Origin of the sequence: Streptoalloteichus hindustanus, assembly GCF_900129375.1 — a bacterium.
GTDB classification, from domain to species: domain Bacteria; phylum Actinomycetota; class Actinomycetes; order Mycobacteriales; family Pseudonocardiaceae; genus Streptoalloteichus; species Streptoalloteichus hindustanus.
In genome coordinates this window covers 35,803-52,281 of the sequence record NZ_FQVN01000016.1, presented here as the reverse complement: position 1 = coordinate 52,281, position 16,479 = coordinate 35,803, and the positions used below count along the sequence as shown (strand labels likewise).

Below are 16,479 nucleotides of genomic sequence, written 5' to 3'. Positions count from 1 at the left end.
GCCCGCGTGTCCCCGTGACGCGCGGGCCGCCGGCTGTCCACCGGGGGACGAAACCTCGGTGCGGCGGCCCGCCTCGCTGGTGGAGGATCTCCGCGTGGTCGACCAGGACGGGTACGCCGTACGCCTGGAGTGGGGCCTGGACGGCGTCCACGTGCTGGGCCGCTCGTGCGGCGCGCTGGTCGTGGTCGACGTGCTGAGCTTCAGCACCACCACGGATCTCCTGGTGGCCGCCGGATGCTCGGTGCTTCGCGCGCGGAAGCAGGCAGGGCGGGCCGGAGCGGTGTTCGTGGCCGGCGACATGAGCCCGCCCCGCCCCTCTCTGTTGCCGGAGCTGCCAACCGGGACGCTGGTGGCCCTCCCCTCGCCGAACGGCGCCACCCTCGCGACGACGGCCTCCGGGTCGGGGGCCGTCGCGTTGGCGGGTTGTCTGCGCAACGCCCGCGCCGTCGCCGGGGCGGCGCTGCGCGTGGCCGGCGGTCGGCCGGTCGGCGTGGTTCCGGCCGGCGAGCGCTGGGGGCCGACGCACGAGGGAGGACTGCGGCCCGCGATCGAGGACCTGCTCGGCGCGGGGGCGGTCGTCGCGGCGCTGGCCGGGCTGGGAGCAGCACCGGCCTCCCCCGAGGCCGTGCTCGCCGCCGACGCGTTCCACGCGGCGCGCCCGCGGCTGTCCAAGGTGTTGCGGGACTGCGTGTCCGGACGCGAGCTCGCCGACGCCGGCCTGCCCGCCGACGTGTCACTGGCGGCGGAGGTCGACGCGAGCGACACCGCTCCGGTGCTGGTCGCGGGGCGGTTCGTCGACGCGTGGGCACGCTGGGGGAACACGGACGGCTGACGCACGCGCCAGTCCTCCTGCGAGCCGGCGATATCGTATACGAAATACCAGCCGCCCGGGGTCCTGGCTTTCGTATACGAAATACGGCACTGGACAGCACACTTCTGGGCAGAGATCGAGGGCGACGGGTGCCGGCTTCGCAACCATCGTCGATCGCATACGAAGTCGTCCCACCTCGGCCGGCGCAGCCTTTCGTATACGAAATGCGATAATCCGCACCGCTCGTGTATTTCGTATACGACCACCACCGTGGCTCCCCTCATACAGGTGACCCCCGAACGCCGCCCCTGTCGGCCTCGCAGACAACGCAGAACCGTCGTGAACCCGTCACAGGTTGGATGGGACACGCATCGCCTCCCCGGGAGGATGGCGGGCGCAGACGGGCTTCAGGGAGGCAGGGCGGATGGAACGCGGGCGCTGGGTGGAAGTGGCGGACGGGGTGCTCGTGCGCCGGTACGTCGAGCTGGACCAGTCCCTCGGGTTGGTGGTCGGGGGCGAGCGGTGCCTGGTGGTCGACACCGGGGGCAACGACCCGCAGGGCGAGGAGCTGGCGGCCGCGGTCCGGGAGGTGACCGCCCTGCCGTGGTCGGTGATGATCACGCACGCGCACTGGGACCACTTCTTCGGCACCGCGGCCTTCCGCCCCTGCGACGTGTGGGCGCACCCCCGGTGCCGCGACGAGATGGCTTCCTCAGCCGACGAGCAACGCGAGGCGTGGGCGCAGCGCTACCGCGACGAGGGCAAGCCGGAGCTGGCCGACGCCCTGCTGCGCGCCGAGCTCGTCCTGCCGGACCGCGAGGTGGCGCCGAGGGTGGAACTGGACCTCGGCGGCCGGACGGCAGTCCTGACGCATCCCGGGCGCGGCCACACCGACAACGACGTGGTGGTCCACGTGCCCGACGTGGCCACGGTGTTCACCGGCGACCTGGTGGAGCAGGGCGCGCCGCCGCTGATCGGCAGGGACGCCCACCCGCTGGAGTGGCCGTCCACCCTGGACGCCGTGCTCGCCCTCGATCCCGTGGTCGTGGTCCCCGGGCACGGGGAGCCGGTCGACCGGGCGTTCACGGAGGGACAGCGCGACGAGCTGACGGTGGTCGCCGGCCTGATCCGCGCGGTCGAGGCGGGTGAGCTGTCGGTCGAGGCCGCGCTCCGCCGCTCCCCCTACCCCGAGGACGTCACCCGGCCGGTCCTCGACCGGGTGCTCGCGAGCCGGGCCTGACCCGGGTCAGCCGGGCCGGCCGGTCGTCGGCTCCCCTCCCGCGGGATGCCGACGACCGGCCGGACGGCTCCGGCGATCAGCGCTGGATCGCCTTGACCTCGGTGAACTCCTCCATGCCGTGCCGGCCGAACTCACGGCCCGTGCCGGACTGCTTGTAGCCGCCGAAGGGCGCGCTGGTGTTGAACGCGCCGCCGTTGACGTCCACCGAGCCGGCCCGCAGCCGACGGGCCACCGACAGCGCCCGCTCGCTGTCCGCGGAGAACACGCCGGCGGCCAGGCCGTAGATGGTGGAGTTGGCGATGCGCACCGCCTCGTCCTCGTCCCGGTAGGGCAGCACGGACAGCACCGGCCCGAAGATCTCCTCCTGGGCGATGGTCATCTCCGGCGTGACGCCGCCGAACACCGTGGGCCGCACGAAGTAGCCCCGCTCGACGCCCTCGGGGGCCTCCGGGCCGCCGCAGGCCAGCGCGGCCCCCTCCTCGACGCCCTTGCGGATGTAGTCGACGACGCGGTCGCGCTGCGCGGCGGAGGCGACCGGGCCGAGCCGCGTGTCCGGGCTGGCCGGGTCGGCCGGCGCGAACTTCGCGGCGGTGGCGGCGGCGATCTCGACCGCCTCGTCGTGCCGGTCGGCGGGCACGAGCATCCGGCTCCACGCGGTGCACGCCTGGCCGTTGTTCAGGTAGCAGTAGGCGACGCCGAGCTTGACCGCCTTGACGAGGTCGGCGTCGTCCAGGATGACGTTGGCGGACTTGCCGCCCAGCTCCAGCGCGACCCGCTTGACGGTCTCGGCGGCCACGGCGGAGACGCGCCGCCCGGCGCGGGTCGAGCCGGTGAACGAGACCATGTCGACCAGCGGGTGCGCGGCCAGCGCCTCGCCGACGACCGGGCCGGTGCCGTGCACCATGTTGAACACGCCGGCCGGCACGCCCGCCGCCTCGACGATCTCGGCGATCAGGCCGGCGGTCAGCGGCGCGACCTCGCTGGGCTTGAGCACCACCGTGCAGCCCACCGCCAGCGCCGGGACGACCTTGGCCACGATCTGCTGAAGCGGGAAGTTCCACGGCGTGATGGCCGCGACGACGCCGACGGGCTCCCTGACCACCAGGGAGTTGCCGATCTCCTCCTCGGCGGGGAAGCCGGCGGCCAGCTCGGCGAGCACGGCCTTGGTGATGCCGAGCGGGTTGGGGACCTGGACCTTGCTGGCGAAGGTGATCGGCGTGCCGACCTCGGCGGTGATGGTGGCGGCCAGCTCGTCGAACCGCTCCTTCATGCCCTCGCGGACGCGGGTCAGGATCGCGGCGCGCTCGGCGACCGGGGTGGCCGCCCACGCCGGGAACGCCTCGGCGGCGGCCCGCACCGCGGCGTCGGCCTGCTCCGCGGTCCCGGCGGGGACCGAGGCGATGACCTCCTCGGTCGCCGGGTTGACGACGTCGATCCGCTCCCCGGAGCCGGTGATCCGCTCGCCGCCGATCAGGTGGTCGGTGCGCGCAGTGACCGGAGCCGCCATGGATCCTCCCAGTGGGCTTGTAACACTTGACGCTGAGACAGCGTCGAGACTGTCACATCCGTGTGGGGGTGCGCATCCACCCGCCCGTGGGACTCGCCACGCCGTGCCCGGTCGTGCTGGCCGTCCGCCCGGCGCCCCGCCGACACCGGCCGCTGGCACCACGTCCAGTCCCCCGACCGGGCGTTCCGGGCCGGAGAACGCGGAAGGCGCGCCCGGGGTGCACCCGGGACGCGCCTTCCAGCGGGGGACCAGTGGACACGGCCACCGGTCCGGGTTGGCTCAGTCGAACACCGGGTCCTCGGTGCGGGTCCGCTTCAGCTCGAAGAAGTGCGGGTAGCCCGCCAGGAGCCGGGCGCCGTCGAACACGCGGCCGGCGTCCTCGCCGCGCGGGATCCGCGACAGCACCGGGCCGAAGAACGCCACGTCGTCCACGTGGATGACCGGGGTGCCCACGTCCATGCCAACCGGGGCCATGCCCCGCTCGTGGCTGGCCCGCAGCTCCTCGTCGTAGTCCGTGCCGGTGGCGGCCGCGGCCAGCTCGGCGGGCAGGCCGACCTCGGCCAGCGCCTCGCGGATCACCACGTCGTAGTCCCGGACACCCTGGTTGTGGACCCGCTCGCCCATCGCGGTGTACAGCGGGCGCAGCACCTGCTCGCCGTGGTGCTTGGCGGCGGCGACCGCGACCCGCACCATCCCCCACGCCCGGTCCATGAGCTCCCGGTACTCGGCGGGCAGGTCCCGGCCCTCGTTGAGCACGGCCAGGCTCATGACGTGGAAGTTCAGGTCGATGTCCCGAACCCGCTCCACCTCCAGCAGCCAGCGGGAGGTGATCCAGGCCCACGGGCACAGCGGGTCGAACCAGAGGTCCACCCGGAAGCGGTGGTCAGGGGTCGCAGCGGTCATGAGCCGGCCTCTCCGTTCACAGCACGACAGTCCTGTCGGACGGTGCGCACCCCACCCGGGGCGCTCCATGCACGTTCAACCACCGGCCGCGCGCCCGTGTTCCCACCGGAACCAGAGCGCGCCCTCGGGACGGATCGTGATTGGATGCGCGCGGAAACGACTCGACGTGGACGAACGAGGTGGAACGTGGCGGCCCCGAACCTGACCCGTGAGCAGGCGCGGCAACGCGCCGAGCTGCTGGAGGTGGAGTCCTACACCGTCGAGCTGGACCTCACCGACGGCGCAGGACGCCCCGGCGAGGGCACCTTCCGCTCCACCACCACCGTGCGCTTCCGCGGCCGGCGGCCCGGCGCGTCGAGCTGGATCGACCTGGTCGCCGCCGGCGTGGACCGGGCGGTGCTCAACGGCGTCGAGCTCGACGTCGCCGACTACCGCGAGGACGACGGGATCGTCCTGCACGACCTCGCCGAGCGGAACGAGCTGCTGGTCCGGGCGGACTGCCGGTACATGAACACCGGCGAGGGCCTGCACCGGTTCGTCGACCCGGTGGACGGCGGGGTGTACCTGTACACCCAGTTCGAGACGGCCGACGCCAAGCGCATGTTCGCCTGCTTCGACCAGCCCGACCTCAAGGCGGTCCACGACCTCGCGGTCGTCGCGCCGGCGGACTGGAAGGTGATCTCCAACGCGCCGGCCCTGCGCACCGAGCCCGCGGCCGGGGGCGCCGTGCGGCACGTCTTCGCCACCACCAAGCCGATGTCGACCTACCTCGTGGCCCTGGTCGCCGGCCCGTACGCGGAGTGGCGCGACGAGTTCACCGACGCCGAGGGCACGATCCCGCTGGGCCTGTACTGCCGCGCGTCGCTGGCCGAGCACATGGACGCCGAGCGGCTGTTCACCGAGACCAAGCAGGGCTTCGACTTCTTCCACCGCGCCTTCGGCGTGCGCTACCCGTTCGGCAAGTACGACCAGTGCTTCGTGCCGGAGTTCAACGCGGGCGCGATGGAGAACGCCGGCTGCGTCACCTTCCTGGAGGACTTCGTCTTCCGCAGCCGGGTGACCTCCTACATGTACGAGCGGCGCGCCGAGACCGTGCTGCACGAGATGGCGCACATGTGGTTCGGCGACCTGGTCACCATGCGGTGGTGGGACGACCTGTGGCTGAACGAGTCGTTCGCCACCTGGGCGAGCGTGCTGGCGCAGGCCGAGGCCACCGAGTACCGGCACGCGTGGACCACGTTCGCCAGCATCGAGAAGGCGTGGGCCTACCGCCAGGACCAGATGCCCTCGACCCACCCGATCGCCTGCGACATCCCCGACCTGCAGGCGGTGGAGGTCAACTTCGACGGCATCACCTACGCCAAGGGCGCCAGCGTCCTCAAGCAGCTGGTGGCCTACGTCGGGCTGGAGAACTTCCTCGCCGGGCTGCGGGTCTACTTCGACAAGCACGCGTGGGGCAACGCCACCCTGGCCGACCTGCTGTCGGCGCTGGAGGCGGCCTCCGGCCGCGACCTGTCGTGGTGGAGCGCGCAGTGGCTGGAGACCACCGGCCTGAACATGCTGCGGCCGCGGTTCGCCGTCGACGCCGAGGGCCGGTTCACCGAGTTCGCGGTGCTCCAGAGCCCGGCGCGGCCGGGCAAGGGCGAGCTGCGGACGCACCGCCTGGCCGTGGGCGTGTACGACGAGGACCCGGAGACCGGCAAGCTGGTGCGCACGCACCGCGTGGAGCTGGACGTCTCCGGCGACCGCACCGAGGTGCCGGAGCTGGTCGGCGTGCCCCGCGGCCGGCTCGTGCTGGTCAACGACGACGACCTGACCTACTGCACCATGCGGCTGGACCCGGAGTCGCTGGCCACGCTGGTCGACCGCATCGGCGACATCGCCGACCCGTTGCCGCGCACCCTGTGCTGGTCGGCGGCGTGGGAGATGACCCGGGAGGCCGAGCTGAAGGCCAGGGACTTCGTCACCCTGGTGCTCGGCGGCGTGGGCGGCGAGAGCGAGGTGGGCGTGGTCCAGCGGCTGCTGCTGCAGGCGCAGACCGCGTTGAACTCCTACACCGACCCGACGTGGACGGCCGAGGGCTGGCGCCGGTTCTCCACCCGCGTGCTGGAGCTGGCCGTGGCCGCCGAGCCCGGCTCGGACCACCAGCTCGCGTTCGTCAACTCCCTGTCCAGCTCGGTGCTGGGGGCGGAGCAGGTCGCGACCGTGCGGGGCTGGCTCGACGGCTCCGCTCCGCTGCCCGGCCTGGTGGTGGACACCGACCTGCGGTGGCGGCTGCTGCAGGCACTGGTCGCGCACGGCGCGGCGGGCGAGGCGGAGATCGCCGCCGAGGAGGAGCGGGACCGCACCGCGACCGGCCGCCGGCAGGCGGAGCGGGCGCGGGCGCTGGTGCCGACCGCGGCTGCCAAGGCCGAGGCGTGGCGGCGGGCGGTGCACGACGACGAGCTGCCCAACGCCGTCAACGAGGCGATCATCAGCGGGTTCTCCCACCCGGCGCAGAAGGAGCTGCTGGCCCCGTACGTCGAGCGCTACTTCGCCGACGTCGACGGGGTGTGGCAGCGGCGCTCCAGCGAGCGCGCCCAGCCCACCGTGGTCGGGCTGTTCCCCGCGTGGGCGGTGGACCGGTCCACGCTGACGGCGGCCCACCAGTGGCTGGTCGAGGAGCACCCGCCGGCGCTGCGGCGGCTGGTGACCGAGGGCAGCTCGGGTATCGAACGGGCGTTGGCGGCCCGCGCCTTCGACCGCTCCTGACGCGCTCGGTGGTGGGTCTCCCCAGCCAGGGGAGACCCACCACCCGAATGCGCGGTAACGGTGGTGCTACCGAGCGTAAGCTGGCGGCATGGCCGAGGTCGCGTCGCTGGTGTCAGCGGTCGCCAGCCTCCTGTGGCCGGCGCTGGCGCTGACCGCCCTGTTGCTGTTCCGCGGCCCGCTCGCGCGGATCGTGCGCGCCGCCGCGCACCGCGAGGTGGAGATCGAGATCGGCGGCCAGCGGCTGACCATGCGCGAGCTGAACCACCAGCAGAACGAGCTGATCCAGGACCTCCAGCGGCAGGTCGCGACCCTGCGCAAGACCGTGGACGGGACGAAGGAGCCGAAGGGGCTGCCGGCGGCGACGCCGCCCGAGCCGAAGCAGCCGCCGCTCGAACCCCTGCCCCTCGAACCGCTGACCCGCGTCGAACCGGCGGAAGCGGTCGCGCCACGCCCCGAGGGCGAGCCCTTCGCCGTGCTGTGGGTGGACGACAAACCCGAGACCAAGGCCCTGCTCGTGGAGCAGCTCCGGGCCAACGGCGTCCGGGTCGACCTCGTCGACAACACCAGCGACGCGATGAACCTGTTGTCGCGCAGGCGGTTCCGGCTGATTGTGACCGACATGGGCCGGGAGGAGAACGGCGCCTTCCATCCCGACGCCGGCCTGGAGCTGCTGCGGGAGGCCAGGGACACCGGGGTGGACACCCCGGTCGTCGTCTACTGCATGCCGCACAACGGGACCCAGTACGGCGCCAGGGCGCACGGGCTGGGCGCCGTGGGCGTCACGTCCTCGGCGGTCGAGCTGTTCGACTACTTCCAGCGCTTCGGCCTGCTCTGAGGTCTCCTCAGGGGGCCTCCTCAGGGCAGCCCCGGCGGCCGAGAGGACCCCGCACCGCCGTATGGGGGCGGGCGGCAGCAGAAGGCGCCGTGCCCACGGGTGGCGGGCACGGCGCCGGAAGCGGGATCAGCGCCGCTCGGGCGCGCGGCCGGCCTGGTCGCCGAGCATGCGCAGGCCGCTCAGCAGGCCGCCGGCCAGGTCGCCCTCCTTGAAGAAGGCGACCATGCCCATCACGGCCAGCGTGCAGCCCCGGTCGGGCAGGCGCCGGTGCGACTCCTCACCCGTCACCACCTCGACCACGCGCTGGCCGGGCGACACCGCGACGAGCACGGCCTCGGCGGCGCGCCGGCCGACGTCGGCGTGCAGCCGCTCGGCCGTGGCCCGGGTGTCCTCGCCGAGGTCGCCGAGGTAGACGCTGAAGTCCAGGCCGGTGACCCGGCTGGTGACGGTCAGCGCCTCGTCGATCTGGGCGAGCTGCTGCGGGGTGAACGGCAGCCGGGGGCGGCCGGGCACGATGCGGCGGGCGACCGAGACCCGGCCGGTGGCCATCACGGCCTCGCCCGGCCCGAGCTCGGCCTCGTCGACCTGCCGACGCTCGCGGATCTCACCAGCTCCCACGGGCACCTCCCCGGGCGGTTCCGGCCGGCTGCCCGGCCGTCAGGGTCTCCTCGGCCGGCTCCGCGCCGGGCGTCGACGATCCCGCCGCCCCGCCGTGTCCCCCGGCGGGCACGCCGAGGCCGGCCGGGTTGGCGGTCCACCACACCGGCTCGTACTCCCACTCCTGGCCCGGACGGTAACGCGGCCCACGAGTGAACTTCGGCCACAACGTCAACAGCGTGATCACGCCGTAGATGCCCAGCGGGATCAGCGCGAAGACGACGACGGTCTCCACGACGCTCACGGCCGTACCGTAGCTGATCCACCACGCACTCGGCCCCTCGGACCCGCCGAGATCACCGCGCGACGGGCGGCGCCGGTTGCCGGGTCAGGGCACGGGGACCCGGTGGGAGGCGTCCGGCCGGGCCGCTTCGAGCTGGGCCGCCACCGCGAGCAACGCGCCCTCCCCCGCCGGGCGCCCCACGAGTTGCACGGCGACGGGCAGCCCGCTCGCGGTGCGGCTCACCGGCAGCGCCACCGCGGGCTGGCCGGTGACGTTGTAGCCGGTGGTGAAGGGGGTGAACCGCTTCTGCCTGGCGAAGTCCGCCGCGGGGTCGCCGGTCTCGGCGAACCAGCCGACCGGGGGCGGGAGCTGGGCCAGCGCCGGGGTGAGCACCACGTCGCAGTCGCGGTGGGCGGTCACCGCGGCGCGCCCGACCGTCTGCGCGACCTGGAGGGCGTGGAGGAAGTCCGGAGCGGGGATCGCCTGCCCCCGCTCCCGCAGCCACCGGGTGAGGGGCAGGAGCTCGCCCACGCGCTCCGGGTCGACGGGCACGGCGTGGGCGAGCACGGCCCACACCGTCTCGACAGCGGGCACCGCGTAGTCCGGGAACGGCGGTTCGACGTCGACGACCTCGTGCCCGAGCCGGTCGAGCAGCTCGCTGGCCTCCTCCCATGCCGCCAGGCACTCCGGGGCCACCTCGGTGTCCGGCACCGGCGGGCGGGCGTACCGACCGATCCGCAGCCGGCCCGGTCGCCGGCGGGCGTGGTCGAGGAAGGTCTCGCCGGCCGGCAGCGGGGGCGCGGTCCAGGGTTCACCCGGTCGGTCGACGACCATCGCGTCGAGCACCGCCGCCGCGTCGGCGACGGTGCGCGCGAGCGGGCCGATGACCGCCATCCCGGTGACGTCGCCGGCCAGCGGCCCCCTGGGCACCCTCCCCCTGGACGGCTTGAGGCCGACCACGCCGCAGCAGGCCGCCGGGACGCGGATCGAGCCCGCGCCGTCGCTGCCCTGCGCGATCGGCAGCAGGCCCGCGGCCACGGCGGCGGCCGCCCCGCCCGAGGACCCGCCGGCCGTCCGGCCCGGGTCGTGCGGGGTGACCGCGGGCGGCTGGCCGGCGGGCTCCGTGTAGCAGGCCAGGCCGAACTCCGAGGTGCTCGTCTTGCCCAGGCCGACCAGCCCGGCGTGGCGCAGCGCGACGACCACGTCGTCGTCGACGGTGGGGACGAAGTCCCGGTAGAGCGCCGAGCCGAAGGCGGTGCGGACGCCGGCGGTGAGGTTGAGGTCCTTGACGGCGGTGGGCACCCCCGCGAGCGGGGGCAGCGGGGCGTCGGCGGCGAGCACGCGCCGGCGGACCGCCCTGGCCTCGGCCAGCGCCCGGTCGGCGGTCAGGAGGGCGAAGGCGCCCAGGTCGGGCCGCGCCTCGGCGCGCCGGAGGTGGTGCTCCGCCAGCTCGACCGGGTCGACCTCCCGCCGGCGCACCGCCTCGGCCTGCTCCAGCGCGGTGAGCTCGTGCAGTTCCATGCCGCCTCCCCAGGCCGCGGTCACGCCGGCGTCGATCTCCTCCCAGGATCACCCGGAAGTGATCCCCGGCACATCCCGGGAAGAGCGGGGGCAACAAGTTACCGACCAGTAGCACTTGCTGCGACAATCGCGCCCATGCGTGCCCGCCGCCTCCGCCGGTTGATGAACCTCTGGCCGCCGTTCCTGTTCGCCGGCGTCCGGGTCCTGGAGCTGTCCGACGACTTCCGCCACGCGCGCGTCCGCCTGCGCCAGCACCGGTGGAACACCAACTACGTCGGCACGCACTTCGGCGGTTCGCTGTTCGCGATGACCGACCCGTTCTGGATGCTGCTCGTGCTGCGGAACCTGGGGCGCGACTACGTCGTGTGGGACAAGGCCGGCGAGATCACGTTCGTCCGCCCCGGCCGGGGCGACGTCCTCGCCGAGTTCCGGCTGACCGACGACCACCTGGCCGAGATCCGCGAGCGGACCGACGCGGACGGCAAGGGGCTGTTCTGGTTCGACACCGAGGTCGTGGCCACCGACGGGACCGTGGTGGCGAAGGTGCGCAAGCAGGTCTACGTGCGCCGCAAGGACCGCGGGGCGATCCGCACCCGGACCACCAGCCCCGCCTGAGCCCCCACCGACGACCACCCCTGCCGCCGTCCGGATGACCTGCAGCGTCCGGACGGCTTGGCCTGTCCGGGTTTTACCCCCGTCCGGATGACACCCGAACGGCGGTCGCTAGGCCGGTTCGGGCTCGGGCCCGCCGGCGCCGGTCCGGAGCAGCGGGACGGCCGCCACCAGCGCCGTCGCCGCGACCAGGCCGCCGGCCAGCACGAACACCGCGCCCAGCGAGGTGGCCTTGGCGAGCGGGCCGGCCACGCCCGCGCCCAGCGGCATCAACCCCCAGGTCAGCACTCGGTACGTGCTGGAGACCCTGCCCATCATGTGGCCGGGGGTGAGCCGCTGCCGCCGGGTGGCCGACAGGACGTTCCACGCGCCCACGCCGACGCCCACCACGAGGTAGCCGACCCAGGCCGTCACCGGGTGCGGCGCCAACCCCAGCCCCGCGAAGCCCGCGGCGAGCACGACCAGCGACGCGACCATCACCCTGCCCTCGCCGAGCCATCCCACCAGCCGGGGGACGGCCCTGGCCGCCACGATCGTGCCCACGGCCATCGCCACCATCAGGGTCGGCACCACGGCCGCCGGGATCGCCAGCGCCTCGATCGCGTAGAGGGCGGTCACGGCGTTCACGGCGCTGGCCGCGACGGCCGCCACGACCACCACCCCCACCAGCGCGCGGAGCCCCCGGTGCCCCAGCAGGTAGCGCCCGCCCTCGGCGATCTGCGCGCGCAGGCGCGTCCCCGCCGTCGACTCGCGGTGCGGAACGACATCCGGCAGGCTGGCCACCAGTGCCGCGGCCACGACGAAGGACAGCCCGTCCACGGCGAAGCAGGCCGCGGGCTCCCAGGCGAACACCAGGGTCGCCGCCAGCGGTCCGGCCAGGTCGACGCCGACGGTCTCCGCGCTGATGAACCGCCCGTTGGCGGCGTCCAGATCCGCCGGACCGGCGATCTCGACCAGCAGGAGCTGGGAGGCCGAGTCGGCGAAGGTCTCCGCGGAGGTCAGGACGAACGCGACGCAGACGAGCGCCCACACCCCCGCGTGGCCGGTGGCCACCGCGGCGGCCAGACCCAGGGTGACCGCCCCCCGCAGGACGTGCGCGACGAGCACGACCCGCCGGGGTCGCCAGCGGTCGACCAGCGCACCGGCCGGCAGGGCGACCAGCAGCCACGGCAGCACCTCGGCCACGGCCACCGCCGAGACGGCCAGCGGGTCCCTGGTCGTCACCGCGGCGAACAACGGCAGCGCGACGACCCGGACGCCGTCGCCGACCAGGGACACCGTCCACGCGGCGAGCAGTCGGTGGAAGGCTGGGGTGCGCACACCCCTGGCCGGCCCCGCCGGCCGGTCGGCGCCACCGGAGGCGTCGGCCCCACCGGCGGGACCGACGTCCCGCCGCGGCTCGGCGCTGTCCGACCGGACCCCGCCGTCCGCGCCCCGCTCGCCCATGCCGCTCCCACTCCGCCGTCGTCGAAGCCGTCGTCCACCACGCGCCCACCACCAGGGCGGCTCGTGCCGGCTCGCCCGACATGATGTCTGTCCGGCGCCTGTCGACCGTACCCGCGGGCGACAGCGTCCTTGCGCAGCGTTACCACGCATCACTCGAGCAGCCGACCGTCCGAAGCCGAACAGACCCGGGCCGGACGGCGGCGAATGGCGGGCAGGTTGGCGGCTTGTCCCCCGACAGCGCGGCTCCTAGCTTTTCACCTGTCCGGGTCTTGCGGAATGACGCGAGAGATCCTCAGTACGACTGCTTCCCCCAGGAGGACCGGTTATGCGGATCGTGACGCCCACCATTCAGAGCAACGCTTTCACCCGTCCGGCTGCATTCCGCAGCGGTGACGGCGGCGCCCGGCGACCGGCCGGGAGCAGGCCGGGCTTCGACCGTTCGGCCGGGTGCGACGCCCGGGTTTCCCGCGGCGTCCGTATTCACAGCGTCGCGAACGACGCCACCGGCCGTGGCGTGCGCATCCACCGCGAGGCGCAGCGCGGCGTGCGCATCCACTCCGGCGTGCGCATCCATCGGACAGACGGGCGTGGAGTGCGCATCCACGCCGGCGTCCGCATCCACCGCGCACACGGTGTTCCCACCGCCGACGCCGTCGACCGCGGCGTGCGGATTCACTCCACCGAGCGGGGCGTGCGGATTCACTCGGTGGAGCGGGGTGTGCGCATCCACGCCCTCACCGCCGGCGTCCGCATCCACGGGGCCGCCGAGCGCGGGGTCCGCATCCACGGGGACGTGGACCGGGGCGTGCGCATCCACGGCGAACACCGCGCCGCCGCGTTCGCCATGTGACCGACGGCGGGCCGCCGCCGACCGCGCCGATTCCTGGGGTGAGGCCGGTCAGGCGGCGGGCTCGCCGAGGTAGGGCAGCCAGAGCGGGTCGGCGTCGGGCACCCCGGCGAGCAGCCGCCAGTGCGGCCCCCTGGGGGCGGTCGGGAGCACCCGCAACCGCCAGCCCAGCTCCGCCAACAACTTGTCCGCCTTGCGGTGGTTGCACCGCGCGCAGCTGGCCACGCAGTTCTCCCACGAGTGCGCGCCGCCCCTGCTGCGCGGCACGACGTGGTCGATCGTCTCGGCGCGGCCCCCGCAGTAGGCGCACCGATACCGGTCCCGGTGCATCAGCCCCGCCCTGGTCAACGGCACCCTGGCCCGGTACGGCACCCGCACGTACGTGCTGAGCCGGATGACCGAGGGCACCAGGATGCTGTCGGTGGCCGAGTGCAGCACCAGACCGGCGGGGTCGCCGTGCACGACCTCGGCCTTGCCGCAGACCACGAGCACGATCGCGCGCCGCAGCGGCAGCGCCGTGAGCGGTTCGAAGGTGGTGTTGAGGAGGAGCACCCGACGCCGCCCCCACGCGGGGGCGCCGCTGGCCGTGGCCTTGTCCGCGACGATCCCGGCCACCGGACCCGTGGTCAACGTCGGAGGGCGGGGCAGCGGGCACGCGAGGGTCCGCGGCGCCGGCCCGCCGGGGGCGCCGATTGGGGTCGGTTGTCGGTCGGGCACGCGACCACCTCCACCGGTTCCGGGGCTGGCGGCGCGGGTCACCCGCACCCGAGCCACGCCCGGTACCGGAGGGCCTTCCCCGTGTGGGTCGGGCCCACCGGTGCTGCCGCCTAGTCGACCACAAACCCGCCCCGAAACGCACGCGCGATCCGCGACGTGTCGAGCAGGCCACACCGAACACGGCGGGAACGGCGCGGTCCCACCCCGTTCCCGTCCCCGCGCTGGCTAGTGTCGGTGCCGTGACCGACGCGCCCCCCGCCGACGCGACCTACCCGCCCGCCGAGCGGCTCGACCTCGTCGAGGACCTGCACGGCCATCCGGTCGCCGACCCCTACCGCTGGTTGGAGGACCCGAGCGACCCGCGCACCACCGCCTGGTCCGCCGCCCAGGACGAGCTCACCCGCGCCCGGCTGGACGCGCTGCCCGGCAGGGAGTCGGCGGCCGCCCGACTGGAGGAGCTGGTCAGCGCCGGGTCGGTGTCCGTGCCGGTGTGGCGGGCGGGGCGCGCCTTCTTCGTGCGCCGCGAGCCCGGCCAGGAGCACGCGGTGCTGCGCGTGCGGGAGCCCGACGGCGACGAGCGGGTCCTGCTGGACCCGACCGCGCTGGACCCGTCCGGGCTGACCACCCTGGACACCTGGGCGCCGAGCCTGGAGGGCCGCCTGCTGGCCTACCAGGTGTCGGTGGGCGGCGACGAGGAGTCCCGGCTGCACGTGCTCGACGTCGACACCGGCGAGCTGGTGGAGGGGCCGATCGACCGGTGCCGGTACTCCGACATCGCCTGGCTGCCCGGCGGCGAGGAGTTCTTCTACGTGCGCCGGCTGGACCCCGGCCTGCTGCCACCGGACGAGACGCAGTTCCACCGCCGGGTCTGGCGGCACCGGCTGGGCACCGACCCGGACACCGAGGACGTGATGGTGCACGGCGAGGGCCTGCACCACACCTACTACTACGGCGTGCGCGTCTCCCGGGACGGCCGCTGGCTCGTCGTCAGCGGCAGCAAGGGCACCGCGCGCCGGGACTCCGTCTGGATCGCCGAGCTGACGCCCGCCGAGGGCCCGGCTCCGGCCCCGGTCCCCGCGCTGCGCCAGGTCGTCAGCGACGACCGCGACACCCGGTGTCAGGCGTGGGTCGAGCGGGACGGCCGGCTGTACCTGCTCACCACGCTCGACGCGCCGCGCTGGCGGCTGTGCGTGGCCGACCCCGCCGCCCCGGAGCCCGAGCACTGGACGGAGCTGGTCGGCGAGGAGGCCGACTCCGTGCTCGACGCGGTGCGCTGGGTGCCCGGCGACGAGGGCACCGGCCCCCGGCTGGCGGTGCTGCGCACCCGGCACGCGGTGGCCGAGGTGCACCTGCACGACCCGGCCAGCGGGGAGCACGTGGAGACCGTCCCGCTGCCCGGCACGGGCTCGCTGACCGGGCTGACCACGGTCGACGACGCCACCGGGCACAGCGCGGACACGCTGTGGCTGGGCTGGACCGACTTCCTGACCCCGCCCTGCGTCCACCGGTACCGGCTCGGCTCCGGGACCGCGGAGCTGGTGGAGGCCGCGCCCGGCGCGGTGGCCCCGCCCCCGCTGCGGACCCGGCAGGTCGAGTACGCCTCGGCCGACGGCACGGTCGTGCGGATGTTCCTGATCACCCCCACCGAGCTGCCCGACCGGCCACGCCCGGCGATGCTCACCGGCTACGGCGGCTTCTCGCTCAGCCAGGAGCCCGGCTACCGCCCCACCGCGCTGGCCTGGGTCGCCGCCGGCGGCGTGTGGGCCCTGGCGTCGCTGCGCGGCGGCGGCGAGGAGGGCGAGGAGTGGCACCAGGCGGGGATGCGGGAGCGCAAGCAGAACGTCTTCGACGACTTCCACGCCGCGGCGGAGCACCTGGTCGCCAGCGGGTGGACCACGCCGGAGCGGCTGTCGGTGGTGGGTGGCTCGAACGGCGGCCTGCTGGTCGGCGCGGCGCTGACCCAGCGGCCCGACCTGTACCGGGCGGTGGTCTGCTCGGCGCCCCTGCTCGACATGGCCCGGTACGAGAAGTTCCTCATCGGGCGCATCTGGCACGAGGAGTACGGCAGCGCCGACGACCCGGAGGCGCTGGCCTGGCTGCTGGAGTACTCGCCGTACCACAACGTGCGGCCCGGGGTGAAGTACCCGTCGGTGCTGTTCACGGTGTTCGACTCGGACAGCCGCGTCGACCCGGCGCACGCGCGCAAAATGTGCGCGGCGCTGCAGCACGCGACCGCGGCGCACCCCGACGAGCAACCGGTGCTGTTGCGGAGGGAGACCGACGTGGGCCACTCGACGCGCTCGGTGAGCAGGACCGTCGCGCTCGCGGTGGACCAGCTCGTCTTCCTCGCCGACGCCACCGGCATGGAGCTGGAGAGACCCTGACGTGCCCACCGACCCGATCGACGTC

Annotated in this window: 14 protein-coding genes; 7 read left to right on the top strand and 7 right to left on the bottom strand. The window is 74.3% G+C overall.

Annotated elements, in window-relative coordinates:
• Positions 1-58 precede the first annotated feature (58 nt).
• Both BUE43_RS29905 and BUE43_RS29900 read left to right on the top strand, forming a co-directional pair.
• The gene (locus BUE43_RS29905) at positions 59-832 is read left to right on the top strand and encodes a 2-phosphosulfolactate phosphatase (protein ID WP_234996000.1); all 774 of its coding nucleotides are present in this window, start codon (positions 59-61) and stop codon (positions 830-832) included.
• A 403-nt stretch (positions 833-1,235) separates the two neighbouring features.
• Positions 1,236-2,051: an MBL fold metallo-hydrolase gene (locus tag BUE43_RS29900; RefSeq protein WP_073489688.1), complete on the top strand. Its 816-nt coding sequence runs from the start codon at positions 1,236-1,238 to the stop codon at positions 2,049-2,051.
• A gap of 76 nt (positions 2,052-2,127) precedes the next feature.
• Here BUE43_RS29900 and BUE43_RS29895 read toward each other — a convergent pair whose 3' ends face one another.
• Both BUE43_RS29895 and BUE43_RS29890 read right to left on the bottom strand, forming a co-directional pair.
• The gene (locus BUE43_RS29895; protein ID WP_073489687.1) at positions 2,128-3,558 is read right to left on the bottom strand and encodes an aldehyde dehydrogenase family protein; all 1,431 of its coding nucleotides are present in this window, start codon (positions 3,556-3,558) and stop codon (positions 2,128-2,130) included.
• 279 nt (positions 3,559-3,837) lie between these two features.
• Positions 3,838-4,461: a mycothiol-dependent nitroreductase Rv2466c family protein gene (locus BUE43_RS29890; RefSeq protein WP_073489686.1), complete on the bottom strand. Its 624-nt coding sequence runs from the start codon at positions 4,459-4,461 to the stop codon at positions 3,838-3,840.
• Between the two features lie 186 nt (positions 4,462-4,647).
• Between BUE43_RS29890 and pepN the strand changes: the two genes are divergently transcribed.
• Positions 4,648-7,212, top strand: a complete 2,565-nt coding sequence (pepN, locus tag BUE43_RS29885) for an aminopeptidase N (protein ID WP_073489685.1) — start codon at positions 4,648-4,650, stop codon at positions 7,210-7,212.
• A gap of 88 nt (positions 7,213-7,300) precedes the next feature.
• Positions 7,301-8,047 (top strand): response regulator, encoded by a 747-nt coding sequence (locus BUE43_RS29880; protein WP_073489684.1) that lies wholly within the window; start codon positions 7,301-7,303, stop codon positions 8,045-8,047.
• A 126-nt stretch (positions 8,048-8,173) separates the two neighbouring features.
• Here the strand turns inward: BUE43_RS29880 and BUE43_RS29875 are convergent, their stop codons facing one another.
• The 3 genes from BUE43_RS29875 to BUE43_RS29865 form a co-directional block, all read right to left on the bottom strand.
• Positions 8,174-8,665, bottom strand: coding sequence for a DUF5130 family protein (locus BUE43_RS29875; protein ID WP_073489683.1), 492 nt, complete (start codon positions 8,663-8,665; stop codon positions 8,174-8,176).
• Entirely contained in the window at positions 8,652-8,948 is a 297-nt protein-coding gene (gene ctaJ / locus BUE43_RS29870) for an aa3-type cytochrome oxidase subunit CtaJ (RefSeq protein WP_073489682.1), read from the bottom strand. Before ctaJ ends, BUE43_RS29875 begins: the two co-directional genes overlap by 14 nt.
• 84 nt (positions 8,949-9,032) lie before the next feature.
• Positions 9,033-10,448: an amidase gene (locus tag BUE43_RS29865; RefSeq protein WP_073489739.1), complete on the bottom strand. Its 1,416-nt coding sequence runs from the start codon at positions 10,446-10,448 to the stop codon at positions 9,033-9,035.
• 135 nt (positions 10,449-10,583) lie between these two features.
• Here BUE43_RS29865 and BUE43_RS29860 point away from each other — a divergent pair, with 135 nt between their 5' ends.
• Positions 10,584-11,063, top strand: a complete 480-nt coding sequence (locus BUE43_RS29860; RefSeq protein WP_073489681.1) for a DUF4442 domain-containing protein — start codon at positions 10,584-10,586, stop codon at positions 11,061-11,063.
• 108 nt (positions 11,064-11,171) lie between these two features.
• On the opposite strand, the gene BUE43_RS29855 is transcribed toward BUE43_RS29860, so the two are convergent.
• Positions 11,172-12,506 carry an MFS transporter gene (locus tag BUE43_RS29855; protein ID WP_073489680.1) on the bottom strand — a complete coding sequence of 445 codons (1,335 nt, stop codon included), beginning with the start codon at positions 12,504-12,506 and terminating at the stop codon, positions 11,172-11,174.
• Positions 12,507-13,020: 514 nt separating this feature from the next.
• Between BUE43_RS29855 and BUE43_RS33880 the strand changes: the two genes are divergently transcribed.
• Entirely contained in the window at positions 13,021-13,356 is a 336-nt protein-coding gene (locus BUE43_RS33880; protein ID WP_143174485.1) for a hypothetical protein, read from the top strand.
• A 48-nt stretch (positions 13,357-13,404) separates the two neighbouring features.
• Here BUE43_RS33880 and BUE43_RS29845 read toward each other — a convergent pair whose 3' ends face one another.
• Positions 13,405-13,968 carry an HNH endonuclease gene (locus BUE43_RS29845; protein WP_234996005.1) on the bottom strand — a complete coding sequence of 188 codons (564 nt, stop codon included), beginning with the start codon at positions 13,966-13,968 and terminating at the stop codon, positions 13,405-13,407.
• Positions 13,969-14,309: 341 nt separating this feature from the next.
• On the opposite strand from BUE43_RS29845, the gene BUE43_RS29840 reads away from it, so the two are divergent.
• A complete protein-coding gene (locus BUE43_RS29840) occupies positions 14,310-16,454 on the top strand; it encodes a prolyl oligopeptidase family serine peptidase (RefSeq protein ID WP_073489678.1) in 2,145 nt (714 codons plus the stop codon).
• Positions 16,455-16,479 lie beyond the last annotated feature (25 nt).

What these genes read in the sequence shown, in the direction of transcription:
- BUE43_RS29900 (WP_073489688.1), top strand. Translation starts at nt 1,236, where the DNA reads ATGGAACGCGGGCGCTGGGTGGAAGTGGCGGACGGGGTGCTCGTGCGC.
- BUE43_RS29895 (WP_073489687.1), bottom strand. Translation starts at nt 3,558, where the DNA reads ATGGCGGCTCCGGTCACTGCGCGCACCGACCACCTGATCGGCGGCGAG.
- BUE43_RS29890 (WP_073489686.1), bottom strand. Translation starts at nt 4,461, where the DNA reads ATGACCGCTGCGACCCCTGACCACCGCTTCCGGGTGGACCTCTGGTTC.
- BUE43_RS29880 (WP_073489684.1), top strand. Translation starts at nt 7,301, where the DNA reads ATGGCCGAGGTCGCGTCGCTGGTGTCAGCGGTCGCCAGCCTCCTGTGG.
- BUE43_RS29865 (WP_073489739.1), bottom strand. Translation starts at nt 10,448, where the DNA reads ATGGAACTGCACGAGCTCACCGCGCTGGAGCAGGCCGAGGCGGTGCGC.
- BUE43_RS29860 (WP_073489681.1), top strand. Translation starts at nt 10,584, where the DNA reads ATGCGTGCCCGCCGCCTCCGCCGGTTGATGAACCTCTGGCCGCCGTTC.
- BUE43_RS29855 (WP_073489680.1), bottom strand. Translation starts at nt 12,506, where the DNA reads ATGGGCGAGCGGGGCGCGGACGGCGGGGTCCGGTCGGACAGCGCCGAG.